Annotated in this window: 17 protein-coding genes; 9 read left to right on the forward strand and 8 right to left on the reverse strand. The window is 60.1% G+C overall.

Going from position 1 to position 16,990, the window contains the following annotated elements; translation table 11 throughout:
• Positions 1-9: 9 nt before the first annotated feature.
• The gene (orn, locus tag A8C75_RS17530) at positions 10-594 is read right to left on the reverse strand and encodes an oligoribonuclease (protein WP_067385394.1); all 585 of its coding nucleotides are present in this window, start codon (positions 592-594) and stop codon (positions 10-12) included.
• A 139-nt stretch (positions 595-733) separates the two neighbouring features.
• Between orn and rsgA the strand changes: the two genes are divergently transcribed.
• From rsgA to A8C75_RS17560, 6 genes are all read left to right on the forward strand, one after another.
• Entirely contained in the window at positions 734-1,768 is a 1,035-nt protein-coding gene (gene rsgA, locus A8C75_RS17535; RefSeq protein ID WP_067385396.1) for a small ribosomal subunit biogenesis GTPase RsgA, read from the forward strand.
• A 15-nt stretch (positions 1,769-1,783) separates the two neighbouring features.
• Positions 1,784-3,442, forward strand: a complete 1,659-nt coding sequence (locus A8C75_RS17540; RefSeq protein ID WP_067385398.1) for an HDOD domain-containing protein — start codon at positions 1,784-1,786, stop codon at positions 3,440-3,442.
• Between the two features lie 112 nt (positions 3,443-3,554).
• Positions 3,555-4,370 (forward strand): sulfurtransferase, encoded by an 816-nt coding sequence (locus A8C75_RS17545; RefSeq protein ID WP_067385400.1) that lies wholly within the window; start codon positions 3,555-3,557, stop codon positions 4,368-4,370.
• Positions 4,371-4,399: 29 nt separating this feature from the next.
• Positions 4,400-5,290 (forward strand): archaetidylserine decarboxylase, encoded by an 891-nt coding sequence (gene asd / locus A8C75_RS17550; RefSeq protein WP_067385402.1) that lies wholly within the window; start codon positions 4,400-4,402, stop codon positions 5,288-5,290.
• On the forward strand, positions 5,283-6,314 hold the full coding sequence (gene ygfZ / locus A8C75_RS17555) for a CAF17-like 4Fe-4S cluster assembly/insertion protein YgfZ (RefSeq protein WP_084784130.1): 1,032 nt from the start codon (positions 5,283-5,285) through the stop codon (positions 6,312-6,314). The genes asd and ygfZ overlap by 8 nt, the downstream gene beginning before the upstream one ends.
• A 437-nt stretch (positions 6,315-6,751) precedes the next feature.
• Positions 6,752-6,964: a hypothetical protein gene (locus tag A8C75_RS17560; protein ID WP_067385404.1), complete on the forward strand. Its 213-nt coding sequence runs from the start codon at positions 6,752-6,754 to the stop codon at positions 6,962-6,964.
• Positions 6,965-7,036: 72 nt separating this feature from the next.
• Here the strand turns inward: A8C75_RS17560 and A8C75_RS17565 are convergent, their stop codons facing one another.
• From A8C75_RS17565 to A8C75_RS17595, 7 genes are all read right to left on the reverse strand, one after another.
• Positions 7,037-7,861: an amidohydrolase family protein gene (locus A8C75_RS17565; protein ID WP_067385406.1), complete on the reverse strand. Its 825-nt coding sequence runs from the start codon at positions 7,859-7,861 to the stop codon at positions 7,037-7,039.
• A 57-nt stretch (positions 7,862-7,918) separates the two neighbouring features.
• Positions 7,919-8,911 carry a squalene/phytoene synthase family protein gene (locus A8C75_RS17570; RefSeq protein WP_067385408.1) on the reverse strand — a complete coding sequence of 331 codons (993 nt, stop codon included), beginning with the start codon at positions 8,909-8,911 and terminating at the stop codon, positions 7,919-7,921.
• A 243-nt stretch (positions 8,912-9,154) separates the two neighbouring features.
• Entirely contained in the window at positions 9,155-9,469 is a 315-nt protein-coding gene (locus tag A8C75_RS17575) for a hypothetical protein (RefSeq protein ID WP_067385410.1), read from the reverse strand.
• Between the two features lie 5 nt (positions 9,470-9,474).
• Positions 9,475-9,849 carry a PH domain-containing protein gene (locus tag A8C75_RS17580; RefSeq protein ID WP_067287168.1) on the reverse strand — a complete coding sequence of 125 codons (375 nt, stop codon included), beginning with the start codon at positions 9,847-9,849 and terminating at the stop codon, positions 9,475-9,477.
• Between the two features lie 276 nt (positions 9,850-10,125).
• Complete coding sequence (locus A8C75_RS17585; protein WP_257737050.1) at positions 10,126-10,545, reverse strand: NINE protein; 420 nt, start codon at positions 10,543-10,545, stop codon at positions 10,126-10,128.
• A 155-nt stretch (positions 10,546-10,700) separates the two neighbouring features.
• Positions 10,701-12,062 (reverse strand): sigma-54-dependent transcriptional regulator, encoded by a 1,362-nt coding sequence (locus A8C75_RS17590; RefSeq protein ID WP_067385412.1) that lies wholly within the window; start codon positions 12,060-12,062, stop codon positions 10,701-10,703.
• Positions 12,059-13,948: a sensor histidine kinase gene (locus A8C75_RS17595; RefSeq protein ID WP_067385414.1), complete on the reverse strand. Its 1,890-nt coding sequence runs from the start codon at positions 13,946-13,948 to the stop codon at positions 12,059-12,061. Before A8C75_RS17595 ends, A8C75_RS17590 begins: the two co-directional genes overlap by 4 nt.
• Before the next feature lie 295 nt (positions 13,949-14,243).
• Here A8C75_RS17595 and A8C75_RS17600 point away from each other — a divergent pair, with 295 nt between their 5' ends.
• From A8C75_RS17600 to A8C75_RS17610, 3 genes are all read left to right on the forward strand, one after another.
• Positions 14,244-15,650 (forward strand): cytochrome ubiquinol oxidase subunit I, encoded by a 1,407-nt coding sequence (locus A8C75_RS17600; protein WP_067385416.1) that lies wholly within the window; start codon positions 14,244-14,246, stop codon positions 15,648-15,650.
• Positions 15,650-16,645: a cytochrome d ubiquinol oxidase subunit II gene (gene cydB / locus A8C75_RS17605; protein WP_067385417.1), complete on the forward strand. Its 996-nt coding sequence runs from the start codon at positions 15,650-15,652 to the stop codon at positions 16,643-16,645. Before A8C75_RS17600 ends, cydB begins: the two co-directional genes overlap by 1 nt.
• 124 nt (positions 16,646-16,769) lie before the next feature.
• On the forward strand, positions 16,770-16,949 hold the full coding sequence (locus A8C75_RS17610) for a hypothetical protein (RefSeq protein WP_067385419.1): 180 nt from the start codon (positions 16,770-16,772) through the stop codon (positions 16,947-16,949).
• Positions 16,950-16,990 lie beyond the last annotated feature (41 nt).

Here is a 16,990-nt window from a genome sequence, read left to right on the forward strand (position 1 = left end):
AAGCAGCACTCAGAGCTTGATAAAGTGCTGCCGGTAATGGCTGAGCTCACTGATGGAATCGCGGATATCATCCAGCGCCAGGTGCGAACCCTTCTTTTTAACGCCCTCCAGTACCTCGGGTTTCCAGCGTCTGGCCAGCTCTTTAAGAGTACTGACATCCAGATTGCGGTAATGAAAGAAGGCCTCGAGTTCCGGCATGTACTTGTCCAGGAAACGCCGGTCCTGGCCGATGCTGTTACCGCACATGGGGGAGGCTCCCTGGTCCACATGCTTTTGCAGGAATTCCAGCGTCTGCAGCTCGGCGTCGCGCTCGCCAAACACACTTTCGCGCACCCGCTGGGTAAGACCCGACTGGCCATGCTGGCGTGTGCACCACTCATCCATGGCCTCGAGCGCTGCATCGCTCTGATGCACCGCAAGGCTCGGGCCCTCGGCAATCAGATTGAGGTTTGCGTCCGTCACTATGGTAGCGATCTCGATAATGGTGTCGTACTCAGGCTCGAGGCCGGTCATTTCCAGGTCGATCCAGATAAGATTGGTGCTGCGTGAATTACTGTCGTTAGGGGTACTGTCGGACTGATTACTATTGCTCATGGGACGCCGCTCTCCTGCGCTGGCCACTACTAATTTGATCCGGAATAGAATACCTTACGCCCTATCCGAATACCTACGAAAGCGCTGCACCGCAGGCCACGAATCCTTGTCCGTGCCACAGGGCGCAGCCGGGAGATTGATGTCTAAGCGCAAACTGACCCGCCGCCAGTCCTGGCGGGTAGAAAAGATCCAGCAGGAGCGTACCGCCCGCGCCAGCAAACGCGACGATGTCGTGGACGAGCAGCTGGAAGGTGGCGAGCTGGGACAGGAACAGCACGGCCTGATCATTTCCCATTTCGGCCGTCAGGTGGATGTCGAAGGCCTGGACGGTGAACAGGCCGGCATCATTACCCGCTGCCATATGCGCACCAACCTCGGCCAGCTGGTCACCGGCGATCGCATCATCTGGCGCGCCGGCACCGAAGGCGGCGTCGTGGTGGCACAACTGCCACGCCAGACAGAGCTGGTACGCCCCAACCCCCAGGGCGAACTGCGCCCGGTGGCGGCCAATATCGACTTTATCGTCGTCACTATCGCGGTGGAACCCACCCCCTTTGCCAACCTGGTTGACCGTTACCTGGTGGCATCTGAGCTCAGCGGTATCGAACCGGTGATTCTGCTCAACAAGTCCGACCTGCTGCACGACGGCAATCGCGACGAACTCCTGGCCATGCTCGATACCTACCAGCGCATCGGATACAAGATACTGACCACCTCGGCCAATGGCGACGACGCCCTGACCGAGCTCAAGGCAATGCTAGACGGCCGCGTCAGCGTCTTTGTCGGCCAGTCGGGCGTGGGCAAGTCATCCCTGATCAACAGCCTGTTGCCGGGTGTCGATATCCGTGTCGGCGAGCTCTCCGCCCAGACCCGCAAGGGCCGCCACACCACCACCACGGCGCGCCTGTTTCACTTCCCCGATGGCGGCGACCTGATCGACTCCCCCGGCATCCGCGAATTTGGCCTCTGGCATCTGGAACCGGAACGCCTGATCGAAGGCTTTCGCGAGTTTCACCCCTACCTGGGCCTGTGCCGTTTTCGGGATTGCCGCCACGAACAGGAACCGGGCTGCGCCATCAAGGGTGCGATCGAGCAGAACGAAATCAGCGCCACCCGGGTACGCAGCTTTCAGCATATCCGCCAGACCTTGCTGGCACCGAATAGCAGTCACTGACAACAGGGCCTCTCGATGCATGATCCGTCCAGCGACGCAGCAGACGACAACGCCAACGACAGCGCAGACGGCACTGAAGCACTGGAGCAGCCTCTGTTCAGTGCCACCGCCTGGACCACATACCTGGCCGACCGCCCACTGCCTACCCGGCTCTCCAGCCTGCAGCGTCTGAAGCGCGAAACGGCATCCGATCGCGGCACCCTGATGAGCATTACCGCCATCATCAAGGCCGACCCCGTGCTCTGCCTGCAGGTGGTACGCCTGGCCCAGGCGCTGCATGCCCGCAAAGGCTCGGACGTCACCGGTATCGACCACGCCATCGGCTCACTGGGCATGGAGCGCCTCGGGCAGCTGGCCAAGGAGTGCGAAGCCTTGCGCCTGCATGCCAGCTGCAGCGCCGAACTGCAGTATTTTCGCGCCATCGCCAACAGCCATCACGCCGCCACCCAGTGTGTCCAGTGGCTGCGGGCACGCCATGCCACCTACGCCGAAAAAGGCTGGGTCGCGGCCCTGTGCTATGGCGTGGGTTTCTGGTCCCTGTGGCGCCACGCGCCGCTGCACATGCACCGCATCCACTGCCGTATCCGTGACGCAGGGCTGGACCCCATTGATGCGCAGATCGAAACCCTGGGCTGCAGCGTCCAGCAGATATCACTGGGGCTGGCCCAGGCCTGGCAGTTGCCCCCGCTGATTATCGCTGCGCTGGACAATGAAACCTCACCCTCGCGCCGCACTCTGGACAAACTGCACCAGCGCAGCCTGAGTGACCCGCGCCTCAACAAGGATGACCTGCGCAGCCTCAGCCATCTGCTGCAGCAGCACTTTTTCCCGGTCAAGCTGGCCAACTGGCTGGTTCAGACCACTCAGCTGGGCTGGAGTACCACCCGGGCGCTGGGCATGTACGACATCGTCAACGACTATCTGGGCAAGGAGCTGCAACAAACCACAGCGCTAATCCATCAGAACTGTGCCCTGGCCGCTCAGCAATACCATGTACCCGGCACCCTGGCGCCGGCTGCCGAGATGCTTTTCATTACATCGGACAGCCAGCTCGACCAGACCCTGGGCGAGCGCGAGCTGCAGCGTTACAGCGGCCGATATCCGGAACCGGCGCCTTTGCCCGACCCCAGCCTTGCCAGCCAGACGCCAGCGGCGACCTTTGCCGATGCCCAGGCCTATCAGCAGATCAATCAGCGCCTGCTGCACGGCTACAACCTCTACACGCGCCCGGGGCATATCCTGCAGGGATTGCTGCTCGGGCTCTCCCAGGGCCTGGGGCTTAACCGGCTGGCACTGCAGGTCGTACGCTCGAAACAGCAGCTCAAGACCGCCCAGGTTATGGGTATCGATGATGATGACCCCATCACCCGACTGGAAGCCGAGCTCGACCGTTCACTGCTACTCAAACAGCTCTGCACCCGCCCCGGCTGCATCTGGCTCAGTGCCAGCACCCGCCCGCGCCTGCTGCCCATGCTGCCGACATCCTACCGCGCGGCACTGGGCGAACAGGATGGCCTGATGATGTGCATCTTTGCCCACGGCAAGCCGGTGGCATTGCTCTACGGCGATCTTGGCAACGCAACCTCGACGCTGGAAAGCTTTCACCGCGACCAGTTCCGCGCCCTGTGCACCGCCGCCAGCGGCGCGCTGGATCGCATGCTAGGCCAGGCCTAAACGCCACTGCGGCGGCAGCCCTGCGGCGCCTAATCCCAATTTGGGGCCACGGCATGTAAAATCCCCGTGAAACCTATATGATCGCCAATCCCCAGAGTTTACGGAGGCACAGATGACCCCGCTCCCACTCGTGATCGATGCATCCCAACTGGCGTCAAACCTGGACGACCCGTCACTGCTGATTCTCGACCTGTCCAAAGTCGCGACTTACCAGCAAGGGCATATACCCCATGCCCTGCATGTGGACCCAGCCCTGCTGCTGTGCGGCACGGCGCCCGTGCCCAACAAGCTGCCGAGCCGCGAGCAGCTCAGCGCACTGTTTTCGAGCCTGGGCCTCACACCCGAACGCCATGTGGTGGTGTACGACGACCAGATGGGCGCACTGGCCGGGCGCATGGTCTGGACGCTGCACTGCGTCGGCCACAACCGTGTATCCTTTCTCAACGGTCAGCTGCAGGCCTGGACACAGGCCGGCCAGGCGCTTGAAAGCGGTGTAAACACGGCCAGCGCCAGCCAGTTCGAGGCGGCGATCGATCGCTCCCTCGTCGCCGATGTGGAGCACATACTGGCGCACCTGGGCGATGCGGATCTGCGCATCTGGGACGCCCGCACCGAAGCGGAATACCGCGGCGAAAAAATCGTCAACGCCAAAAAAGGCGGCCATATTCCCGGTGCACGCTGGTTCGAATGGACCGACAGCCTGATCAGCCCGAACGACACCCGCCTGAGGCCCGATGCCGAGCTGCTGGCAACCCTGCGCGCCCGGGGTATCACCCCCGACCATCAGGTGATCACCCACTGCCAGACTCACCGCCGTTCCGGCCTCACCTATCTGGTGGCCAGGCACCTGGGGTTTGAGCAGGTGCGCTGCTACGACGGTTCCTGGTTCGAGTGGGGCAACCGCGACGACACACCCACAGAATCCTGAGATTTCATCCCTATAAGGACGTTTCAACGTTGAAAGACAAGCTGTTTATCCTGCTGCAACACCTGTTGCCCCAGCATCTGCTGTCACGCCTCACCGGCGCCCTGGCGGAATGCCGCACACCCTGGATCAAGAACACCTTTATCGGCTGGTTCGCCAAGCGCTACGGCGTCAACATGCAGGAAGCACAGATTGAAGACCTGCGCGCCTACCCCAATTTCAACGCCTTCTTCACCCGCGCACTCAAGCCCGACGCCCGCGTGCTGGACACAAGCCCCGGCGGCATCATCAGCCCGGCCGACGGTGCTGTCAGCCAGCTGGGCTCCATTGACCATGGCCGAATTTTCCAGGCAAAGGGACGCGGCTATGGCCTCAGCACCCTGCTTGGCGGCGACTTGGCGATGGCCGAGCCCTTTAAAAATGGCCAGTTCGCCACCATCTATTTAGCACCCAAGGATTATCACCGGGTTCATATGCCCATCGCCGGCACCCTGCGTGAAACCCTGTATATCCCGGGGGATCTGTACTCGGTGAACCAGACCACGGCGGCCAATGTTGACCAGCTGTTTGCCCGCAACGAACGTCTGGTGGCGATTTTTGATACCGAGGCAGGCCCCATGGCCATGATTCTGGTGGGCGCCATGGTCGTCGCCGGCATCGAGACCGTCTGGGCAGGTCAGGTGGCACCGGTACTGAAGACGCCGCTGCATACCCGCTTCAATGCTCAGCCTGCGGCCAATATCCACCTTGAGCAGGGTGCCGAGATGGGCCGTTTCAAACTGGGCTCCACGGTGATACTGCTGTTTGGCCCAGAGGCCATGCAGTGGAGCCAGGGGCTTGCCGCCGAGCACGCGCTGCGTCTTGGCCAGCAGATCGGCAGCCAGAGCGCGCCTGAACAACAAGAGACCGAAACCGATGAGTGAATGGCTGGATAAAATTCGCGCCCTGGGCGCAACCCTCAACGACAGCGGTGATCGTATCCTGCATGTCGCCGACCGGGAATCAGATACAAGACTCACTCCCCTGGTACACCAGGGCGTATTCAGCGTGCTGGGCCCCGATGCCGAAAAATTCCTGCAGGGCCAGCTCAGCTGCGACCTGAAGGATGTCAGCACCCTGGGCAGCCGTCTGGGTGCCCACTGCAACATCAAGGGCCATATGCACAGTCTGGTGCGCGTGATGCGTGCACCGGACGGCTTCTGGCTGCGCGGTCAGCGTGAGCTGCTGCCAAACACCCAGACGCTGCTGAAGAAATACATGGTGTTTTCCAAGGCCCAGGCCACTGATCTGAGTGATGACCTGGTCGGGCTTGGCTGCAGCGGCCCGGGCGCCGCCGTGCTGGTAGAGAAGGTACTGGGCCAGGTGCCGAGCGAAGTCGATGGCGTCTATGCCAGTGAAGGCATCCTGGCGGTGCGCGTGCCCGGCAAGCGCTTTGAAATCTGGCTGCCAAAAGACAAGGCACTGGCGCTGCTGCCGGAGCTGATTGAATTCGCCCCGCTGGGCACTACCGATCGCTGGGAGCTGGACGAAATTCGCGCCGCCATTCCGGATCTGCGCGCCGAAACCGTTGAAGGCTTTATCCCCCAGATGACCAACCTGCAGGCCCTGCACGGTGTCAGCTTTACCAAGGGCTGCTATACCGGGCAGGAAATCGTTACCCGCCTGCAGCACCGCGGCCAGCTCAAGCGCCCAATGTACAGAGCCTGCGTGCAGTGCGACAGCCGCCCTGTGCCAGGCACAATGCTGTACAGCGCCGACAAGGACAATGTCGGCAAGGTCGTGCTGGCAGCGCCCGCCGCTGAGGGTGAGTTCGAACTGCTGGCCGTGATCGTGAAGGATCTGGCCGAGAGCACGCCCATTCTGCTCGGCAGTCAGAGCGGCCCTGCCCTGACGCTGCAGGATCTGCCCTATGAGCTCGACCCCGAGCTGTTTCAAAGCAAGCGTTAAAGCTCCTGCCGGATCAGGACGCCACAGAGCGCCCTGATCCGGTTGCTGCTACCTGACCCATCCCCGCTCTCTCTTTCTGCATCTCGAATACCGATCACCCGACCAAGCTCCCGTTGCTCTTTCTGCGGCCTCACACTCCTGGCATCAACTTCAGTAATACCCCGGCAGTAACGCCAACACCCAGGCCTGCAAAGCACGCCGCTCAAGCAAAGCCCGCTTACCGCCGTGCGGCAATCCCGTCATGACAGGGAAGGCATTACCCTCTCACTTGATGACTAATTCACACCTTTCTTATTACAAAACATCGACATAGCTTAAATCAGGCAAACATAAGTGAATTAAATTCATCCTTCTAGTTAATAGTTGTCGTTTGTTGCAGTGCGGCATAACACCTATTATGGCTCCATACACAGACGCACTATTACCGGAGAGACACCATGAGCCGCGATATCGAAAACCCAAGCCTGGTTGAACTGCTGGATCGCCTTGACCTGTCCAGCATGAGCGAAACCGAAGTCATTCGCATGCGTGCCGAAGCCGCCCGCGCCGAATACATCTCCGAAGCTCTGCACAAGCTGTTCGGCAAGGTCAAATCACTGTTTTGCGCCTGCAAAACCACTACTACCACTGCGGACGTTAGCCACGCTTAATCAGGCGCTGGCTAGCCCCCTGGCGTACTTTACTACGCCAAAACACAGAACAAGCTGCTTTTCAGCACTCGCTTAAAAGCCCAGCAGCTGCCGTGGCGTCTGCCACAGCACACGATGCCGATCGTCGGTATCCGGAATCAGCTCTTCAAGCAGTTTCAGTAACAGCCCGTAGTCCATGCGCTCAGGCGCACGCAGGAAGGGCCAGTCCGAGCCCCAGATACAGGCATCCGGCGTAAAGGCCTGCAGCAACGCCTGTACAAAAGGCCTGGTGTCATCCCAGGGATAGCTCTGACGCGAAAACTTGGCCTGCCCCGACAGCTTAACGAAACAGCGCCCCGTATCTGTCAGCGAAAGTAACGCCTGAAACCCTGGCTGATTCAGCCCCAATTCCGGCACCGGTCGTCCACAATGATCGATCAGGATGCGTACGCGGGACGCAAGCAACAATGGCGCCAGCTCCAACAGCTGATCTCCCTCCACCTGTACCTGCACAAACAGATCGAGTTCTGCGAGCATCTGCAGCAGTGCTGTGGTATCGAGATAATGCGCGACACTGTGATAGGTAGCATTAAACGCCACCCCTGCGATCCCCGCCGCCTTTAGCCTTTCAAGCTCTGCCCGACTCACCTGATTAGGCACCACCGCAATACCACGGCAACCCCCATTGCTGCGTGCAATCGCATCCAGCAGACAGCGGTTATCTTCGTTGTAGCCGGAATTGGGCCCCACAATCAGCGCATGCCTGACACCATAGACCTCGCGTACAGCAGCAAACTGCGCGGCGGTGCCAATCTCGTGGCCGCTGGGGCTATAGGGGGTATCGGTGCCATAGGCAAAGCCCGCCGGATCCAGAATATGGTTATGGCAGTCGATCTTGGGCTGGTCGAAAATACTCATGGGCAGCACCTCAGGACAAAGGGGAAAGTGAAGTACGTCCAATTGCGCTGCCAGGCACTAGGCACCCAGATACTTGCGCAGGAAGGCGACGTTACGTCTGAAATAAGCGTCCAGAATGAAGTCAAAACGTGAAAACGCCATCACGAAGAAAAAGATAAAGCGCACGCGCTTGCGTGAAATTTTTACCTTCTGTCGATGCCCCTGGCTGCTGCGGTCCTGGTTGATCTGCTTCAGGGTCGCCACTGCGAAGAACAGCGGCAACAGGCAAAAACCCCGCACCGAGCGCTCCTTCCGCGGGATGTAGCGCACGTATTCGAATGAATCGACGATGTAACCCAGGCAGCGCCGGGACATTTCCCGCAGCGGCTTCTGGGCATCAGCGCCATCATGTACACAGGAATCGGGCCAGAAAACGATGCCGCGCTCATTGTCGGTGGAGTAGTCGTTAATGATATTGACGTACTGCAGCGCCAGGCCGAAGGCCACGGCATTTTTCTGCAGCTGTACCAGCGCAGCCGGGGGAATATCCATCTCTTCGGAAAAAACCGCCGTCAGCAGTTCACCCACAACACCGGCGACGTAATAGCAGTAATCATCCAGCTGACTGAAGTCCTCGATCGACTCCCGTCGCCCTTCCAGCTTGTTACAGTACAGCAGCATGCCATCGGCCATGATGACCACATGCTTGCTGATAATGTCGCGAATTTTTTGCGGGAAGACCGAAAACTGTGCCAGTACGGTGTGAAAATTGAGCGCGAGCTCCTGCTCGTCATCGCTGCTATCGAGTGTTGCAACAAAATCGCACCAAGCCGCCACAGGTGCGCCCTGGCTCAGACCATCCTTGAACAGTACAAAACCCTGCGCCTTCGCATCCACCGACAAACCCGGATCATCTTCGATGGTATCGGCGATGCGGCACAGCAGATAGGCCACGCAGACGTAATCCCGGATGGGGTTGCGCAGCGCCACCGTATTGACGTAAAAGCTGCGCGAAACCTTGCGCAGGGACTCGTAGCAAAAGTCTTGCGCCGGCAAATTATTATTTGTCATATAAAAACAGGGTTACCTACTGGTCGGCGATGGCTGCGGCGGATTTGGGTGCCTGATCAGCCTGTATCGGCACTAAGCCCAGGCTGCTGTTTGGCACTCAAATACATCCATACAGGCCGTCCGAGTCTACCTGCTTCAACTATTACTGTCCAAGCACAGCCACGCTGATGGGGCGCGCAAAGGCCCACAGGCTGGCAAAAAACACAGTTGTTTATCATGTACTTAGAGGAAATTTCTGCTGGCCTAGAAGATCCAGGCCAGCATAAGCCAGATGATCACAAAGAAGCTGGCAAAGCCCGCCAGCATAAACTGAATTTCACCGATAAAACCATCACCGGCGGCAATGGCAAATACCACCATCAGGGCGATGGTGACAAAGAAGGAAATAACCGCCGCATCCTTGAGGCCCAGACCCGGCTCCAGGCTGACGCGGCTGATCTCCGCCAGTTGGGGCAGCAGCAATACTGCCGCCCCCAGCAACAGGACCAACAGCACGACAATCGCGATAGCGAGCGTGCGGGCCTCGCGTTTGTCCTTTGAATCCGTATCCCCTGCCATAGATATCAGGCGTCCTGGCGTTCTTTGATCAGTTCACGCAAACGGTGCGGATCCGGCAGGCCGGCCACTTCCATTTCGGCTTCGTCGCCGGCGGTGTAGATAGCGATCTTGCCAACACCGAAGATACGGTTGAAGAAAGATTGATAAACATTCACCGTACGCACACTGCTCAGCGAAAGCTCGGTGCGATCCTTGCTCAACAGACCACGTTCCAGCACCAGATCATCACCCACCAGTTCGAGCTGGGTGGATTTGCACTTGAGGTACCAGGCCAGCAGAATAATGATGCCAACCCCGACCGGGATCAGCAGTATCGACAACAGAAAGCCCAGCGGATTGTTTTTGAACATCGCCGGATGTTCTGAATACTTGACGTCCATCAGGTCTCTTTCCCCGTTACAGCGATCAGGCCCTGTGCCCAATCGTATGCGCAGCTTCGCAGATGCATTGCCGCGAATCAACGCTCGGCGAGTGATCCCGCCGAGCTCGCAGCCTGTCGGGCTTAACACTGATCTACTACGACCGGCCAAGCACGACAGAATACTAGGCGCCGATTGTCCGTTTTGCCCCATGAACCTGCCATTAATCGACGGTGAAAAGCAGGAACAAGGTTCAAGGTTCAAGGTTCAAGGTTCAAGGGCAATGCTAAACGGGGCTTAACGCAAACCCGTCGCCGGTGCCTGGCCGTTATTTTCACTGACCTGATCGTTCAGGGTCCAGAAATCGTAGATCACACCAATGAGCAGCAGGCCGCCGGTGAGCAGGTAAAGCAGGCCGCTGAGCCATTTACCCATGTAAAAACGGTGCGCGCCGAAGATGCCGAGGAAGGTCAGCAGAATCCAGGCGATGTTGTAGTTGGTATCGCCCTCGCGGTAACGAATATCGGCGCTGCGATCCATGGAGGGAATCAGAAACAGGTCCACGATCCAGCCGATCAGGAACAGCCCCAGGGTAAAGAAATACAGGGTACCGCTGACCGGACGCCCGAAATAGAAGCGATGCGCGCCCATAAACCCCAAAATCCAGAGTATGTAACCCATCAGTTTGCTATGACTATTGGTTGAAATTGCACTCACTCTGTTATTCCTGCTGGCTCGTTATATGAAGCAGGGATGCTTCATCATTGGCCGCAGGCCAATGCGAACGCCAGAAAAACCAGCATGTCCGCGTACCTGCGCCCGTTTTTATGGCGTGACGGACAAATAGGGAGGGAACCTATTTGTCCACAAGGCTAAAGAAGTCCATAGCGCTCTATTTTCTTCAGCAAGCCCTGGCGAGACAACCCCAGCGTGACCGCCGCATGGGTACGGTTGTCGTCATGGCGACGCAGAGCCGCACGAATCAGGCGAATCTCCAGCGCCCTCACCTGTTCATCCAGCGGAGCATCCGAAGCCGGCTGCGCAGCTCCCACTTGCTGTACGCCCGGGTGCAGCAGGGCAACATCCTCCAGCGTAACCCGCCCACCACGGCTCAGGGCACAGATGCTCTCCAGTGTATTGCGCAGTTCCCGCACATTACCGGGCCAGGGCCTGTGGATAAGCCAGTCGAGCACGGCGGGATCAAGCAACAGCGCCGTGGCGCCTGAGTCACTGGCCTGCTGCTGCAGGAAATGACGCACCAGCAGGGGCACATCCTCGGCGCGCTCCCCCAGAGGCCGCGTTTCGATGGTGACGCCCTTGATGCGGTAGTAAAGATCCTCGCGAAAATCCCCCTTCAATACCCGCTCGGGCAGGTTGGCATTGGTGGCCGAGATCACCCGCACATTAATCTGCTGCTGGCTGCGCCCGCCCACCGGATAGAAGGTCCCCTCCTGCAGTACCCGCAACAGCTTCACCTGCATGGGCAGCGGCATTTCGCCGATTTCATCCAGAAACAGGGTGCCGCCATCGGCCAGCTTCAGCAGGCCATCGCGATCCCGGTCCGCCCCGGTAAAGGCACCGCGCACATGGCCGAACAGTTCGCTTTCGAGCAGGTCCGCCGGAATGGCACCGCAGTGTACCGAGATAAATGGAGCGCTCGCCCGCAGGCTCAGATCATGCAGCGCACGGGAGATGACCTCCTTGCCAGTACCTGAGGGCCCGGTGACCAGCACCCTGGCATCGGTGGGGGCGATGCGTTCCACCAGCACCCGTATCGCCGCCATGGACGCCGAGCTGCCAATCAACCGGGCCAGCGGCGTGGCTTCGCGCGGCGCCTGCTTGAGCTGCTGCAGTTCGCGGCTGAGCTGGTGCTTGGTCACCGCTCGTTTGACCACCACCGCCAGCATGTCCGGATCCAGCGGCTTGGCGAGAAAATCCCAGGCACCCTGCTGAATGGCCTCCAGCGCCAGGGTTCGGTCGGCATGGCCGGTCATGATGATCACAGGCCGGTCGGCAAACTCCGGCAAGGCCGCCAGGGTATGGGCCGGATCAAACTGCGGTGGCAGCGACAGATCCAGCAGCAGCAGATCCGGATCAAACGACTGCAGCTGCAGCCGCGCATCCTCCAGGCTGGCGCCGCCGCGCACCTCGTAGCCGCTGTTGCTCAGCCACTGCTCGCACAGTGAGCGAAAAGCCGGCTCATCGTCTATCAGCAGGATACGGGGCTTGCTCATGATGTCAGATCCTGTATTGGGTTCGGCTCAAAGGCCAGCTCAAAGGTTACCGGCCAGCCCAGGTCATCCCGCAGTGCCACATGACCGCCGTGCGTATCCATGATCCTGCGCACTATGGCCAGCCCCAGACCGCTGCCACCGGCACGCCGACTGACAAAGGGATGGAACAGGGTCGCATGAAGACTAGCGTCAATCGCCGGGCCATTGTTGTGAATACGCACATAACCGCCATCGGCATCGTACTCGACCCTGATAAGACTGCCGGGCTGATTGCGCACAAAGCTCAGGGCATTTTCGATCAGGTTGGTGAAGACCTGCTGCAGGCGATGGGGGTCGGCGGACAGCATCAGCCCCGGCGGTATCTCGCTTTCAAAGCGGGTCTGCTGCCAGTCGAACAGCGGCGCCAGGCTGTCCAGCAGCGCCTGCAACTGTACCGGTTGGCGGTGCAGCTCCAGCCGGCCGGAATAGAGCAGCAGATCCGAGATCTGGCGATCGGCGCGCGCAAGTTGAGTCTGAATAAGACTGCGCCGCTCCGCCGGCAAGTCCGCCGTGGCCATGGAGATCACATTCAGGGGGTTGCGCAGTTCGTGGGCCATGACCGCCGACAGACTGCCCAGCTCCACCAGGTGTTCGCTGGCCAGGCGGCGGCGCTCAGCCTCCGCCAGCTGCAAGGAGCGCTCCAGCAGGCCGCAGCTGGTCGACAACAGAGAACCGAATACCTCGCCGGTCAGGCGCAAGCCGGGCTTGAGATCCTCCCAGCCCTGCAGACGAAAACGCCAGCCCCGCGCCTGATGCTGACACAGAATACTCAGCTCACCTTCGCAGCGCAGCGGTGCGCCTGTCCCCTCGTGCTGTAGCTGGATATGCACCGGCTGGCGTACCTGGGCCGAAATCAGCTCAGCGGCACGGGCCTGCAGCCCCTGCCAGCTATCCTCGGCCTTGAGCCGGCTCAGCCAGCGCTCCAGCAGGGCTTCATCCAGCCGCATGCCGGGGTAAATCAGCAGCCCCGACAGGGTTGTCAACGGGCCTCGCAGCAAGAGCGCCACGGCCACCGCCAGCAAGGCGCAGATCCACAACTGCCACAGGGGTACGGCGGCAAGCTGCACCAGACCAAAGTGCCGCGCCAGCACACCCAGCAGCGCCATCAGTACCAGCAGCACCGCCATCAGCACCAGCCAGAGCAAGGTGCGTTTGGCGAAGTCATTGGCTTCCAGAATCTGATAGCGCACCACGCCATAGACCAGCAGCACCACGTAGCTGGGCAGCAGCAGCATGGGATAGGGGTACCAGTCGAACCCAAGGGAGGGAAAGATAAAACTGGTGGCCAGCAGCAGGCCCCAGGCGCCGGCGGCAAACATCGCCACTATGGAGCGGCGCAGGTTGCCCTGGTGTACGCTCAGGCCCCACACCAGCACCAGATGTGCCAGTATCCCCACCACCACCGTATAGGCGATATTGAACCAGCCCAGCCCGCGGAATACGAAGAAATCGACGAAAGGCCCGAGCGCCACCACTGTGCCGCCGGGGCCATCCCAGCTGAGCAGTATGACCGCCACACTGGTGGCATAAATAGCGACTATATGGCGACTCAGCCAGAGCAGCCAGGCCGGCACCCGGGGCCTTTCCGGGCGCACGAAACGCAGCGCAAAGTGCAGAAAGAAGGTCGGCATCAGCGGGTTGGCCAAGATCAGCAGCACCCCGGCATCATGCCAGCCCTGCTGGATGGCGATATGACCCCCGCACCAGAGCGCCATCATCAGACCAAAGCCCGCCAGCGCCTGCAGGCTGCGCCTTTTACGGGCCTGCAGCAGCAGCCAGCCCGATACCACCAGGGCGCAGCCGCTGGTGACCAGCATCATCAGTTCAAACGCGATTACCCAGCTCATCAACCGTCAACACCGTTTACAGGTAAAGGACACATACTGTCTACAAGGTTTACACTTGCGGGCAATATTCGCCCCTCGATTGACCGAAATCAAGGCATTTTCAGCCATTTAGGTGTTGGCACGCCTCCTGCATAGACACACCCATAGGAATAATAGCGACCACCCCTCACTGACGGAGATACACCCATGAACCTGCCCGCCCTGATGTCCGAGTTTCTGATGTTCGCCGCCGTCCTCGGCATCGCCTGTGCGCCGGCCGTCATGCAGCATCTGCGCACGCGTGCGGGGCGCAGCCATGGAGCTTGATGCCGCCCTGCTGTCGCGGCTGCAGTTCGCGTTCACCATCAGCTTTCACATCCTGTTCCCGTCCGTGACCATTGGTCTGGCGACCTTTATCGCCATCTGGGAAGGGCTCTGGCTGAAAACCCGCAATCCGGTGTATCTGCAGCTGGCCAAGTTCTGGATCAAGCCCTTTGCCATTACCTTTGGCATGGGCGTGGTCTCGGGGATAGTGCTGTCCTACGAGTTCGGTACCAACTTCTCCGAGTTCTCCCGTATTGTCGGCCCGGTGCTGGGCCCGCTGATGGCCTACGAAGTACTGACCGCCTTCTTCCTTGAAGCCGGTTTTCTGGGCGTCATGCTGTTCGGCTGGCAGCGGGTCAGCGAAAAGCTGCATTTCTTTGCCACCTGCGTGGTGGCACTGGGCACCTGGATTTCGGCCTTCTGGATTATCGCCGCCAACTCCTGGATGCAGACCCCGGCGGGCTATGAAATCGTCGATGGCGTCTTTCATGCCGCCAACTGGACGGAGGTGATCTTCAACCCCTCCATGCCCTACCGTTTGACCCATATGCTGCTGGCCGCCCTGATCACCGGCACCTTTGTGGTGGCCGGCGTTAGCGCCTTCTATCTGCTGAAGCGCCAGTACCAGCCCATGGCCCGCAAGGGCTTTTCCATGGCGCTCTGGTTCGCCCTGGTACTGACCCCGCTGCAGGCCTTCGTCGGCGACATGCACGGCCTGAATGTGAAAGAGCACCAGCCCATCAAGCTGGCGGCGATGGAAGGTATCTGGCCCGCAACCGAAACCGGCGCACCCTTGCTGCTGTTTGCCCTGCCCAGCAAGACAGACGAAGAGAACCACTTTGAGATCGCCATACCCAAGCTTGCCAGCCTGATCCTGACCCACGAACTGGACGGCGAATTGCAGGGACTCAAATCCGTGCCGCCGGAAGATCGCCCGCCCGTGGCCGTGGTGTTCTTCAGCTTCCGCATCATGGTGGGCCTGGGTGTGCTGATGATCGCCGTGGCACTCTACGGCCTCTGGCTGCGTCGCGGGGATCGTCTCTACAGCTCGCCGCTGCTGCTGCGGACCTGCATCCTGCTGACACCCGCCGGTGTGCTGGCAACCCTCGCCGGCTGGTATGTGGTGGAGGTCGGTCGTCAGCCCTGGCTGGTGCATGGCCTGGTGCGCACCATGGAGGTAGTGTCGCCACTGCCGGCGGAACGGGTACTGTTTTCCCTCAGCCTGTTTGTGATCACCTATACCCTGCTGCTGGGCGTATACCTGTATTTCATGCGCAAGCTGATCCGCAAGGGGCCGCCGGACTTCGCCTCCCTGCCGGAACAGCTGATTGGCACTCATGCCCCGGGCTATGCCCTGGCCTGGGTCAAACAGCTTGATGCTCACGAGAAGGTGCACTGATGGAACTGGCTTTTTTCTACTTCCTGCTGCTGGGCTTTGCCATCCTCATGTACGTGGTGCTGGATGGCTTCGACCTCGGGTTGGGTATCCTGTACCCCTGGTTTGATGACGAGTCCCAGCGCGATCACATGATGCGCTCCATCTCCCACGTCTGGGACGGTAACGAAACCTGGCTGGTGTTCGGCGGCGTCATACTGTTCGCCGCCTTTCCGCTGGCCTACGCCACCATACTCTCGACCCTCTATGTGCCCATCATGATCATGCTGATCGCGCTGATCTTTCGCGGTGTGGCCTTTGAGTACCGTTTCAAGGCGCACCGCTCCAAGCCCTGGTGGGACAAGGCGTTTGCCATTGGCTCCACCGTGGCGGCCTTTTGTCAGGGCCTGATGCTGGGCGCGCTGGTACAGGGCGTGGATGCCAATGCCATCGACAGCTCGAGCCTGAACTGGCTGTCTCCCTTCGCGGTGCTCACCGCCTTTTCGGTCATGGCCGGCTACGCCCTGCTGGCCAGCTGCTACCTGGCGATGAAAAGTCGCGGCGAGATACGCGACAGAGCAGCGCGCCTCGGCCGTCGTCTGGTGGTCGCCGTACTGGTTGCCATGGCACTGGTCAGCCTCTGGACCCTGGTGGAAGCGCCTGAAATCCGCGCCCGCTGGTTCGATGGTTACCACCTGCTGCTGCTCAGCCCGCTGTCACTGCTGAGCCTGGGTGCCGGCTGGTTGCTGTTCCATGACCTGGGGGATACGCAGCATGAGCAGCGACCCTTCTTTCTCGCGGTCGCCCTGTTCGTACTGGGATTTGCCGGGCTTGTGGTGGGGCTATTCCCCTACCTGGTGCCACGCCAGCTGACCTTTATGCAGGCCCAGGCGCCGGTATCCAGCCTCGAGTTCCTGCTGCCGGGCGTACTGATCTTCGTACCCCTGATCTGCGCCTATACCTTCTGGGGCTACCGCATTTTCAGCGGCAAGGTAGAGGATTTCGAGGAAGGCTATTAAGCCGTATTCACGGTTTGCACCCTGGCTTGTCTTTGTTAAGCACCCGTCAGCGCCATTACGCCTGGGCTGACGGTTTTTTTAAACAAACAGTTTTGGAATAGACAGCAAAAAAGGTCCATCACCCATGAGCATCCCTGCTAACACCTCAACGAACACTGCAAGCAATACCCCGGATCCGCAGCCGACCCACGGCCAACAGCCAGCGTCAGGCTGGCGTGGTTTTGCCCTGTGCTACGGCGCAGGCCTGGCGCTGCTGCTGGTGACCACCGGCGCCCTCAAGTTTGCCTTCGCAACTCTGGGCTAAGCAGCCGGTCGGACTTAACACTGATCTACTCGGGTATCCTG

Origin of the sequence: Marinobacterium aestuarii (assembly GCF_001651805.1) — a bacterium.
GTDB lineage: Bacteria > Pseudomonadota > Gammaproteobacteria > Pseudomonadales > Balneatricaceae > Marinobacterium_A > Marinobacterium_A aestuarii.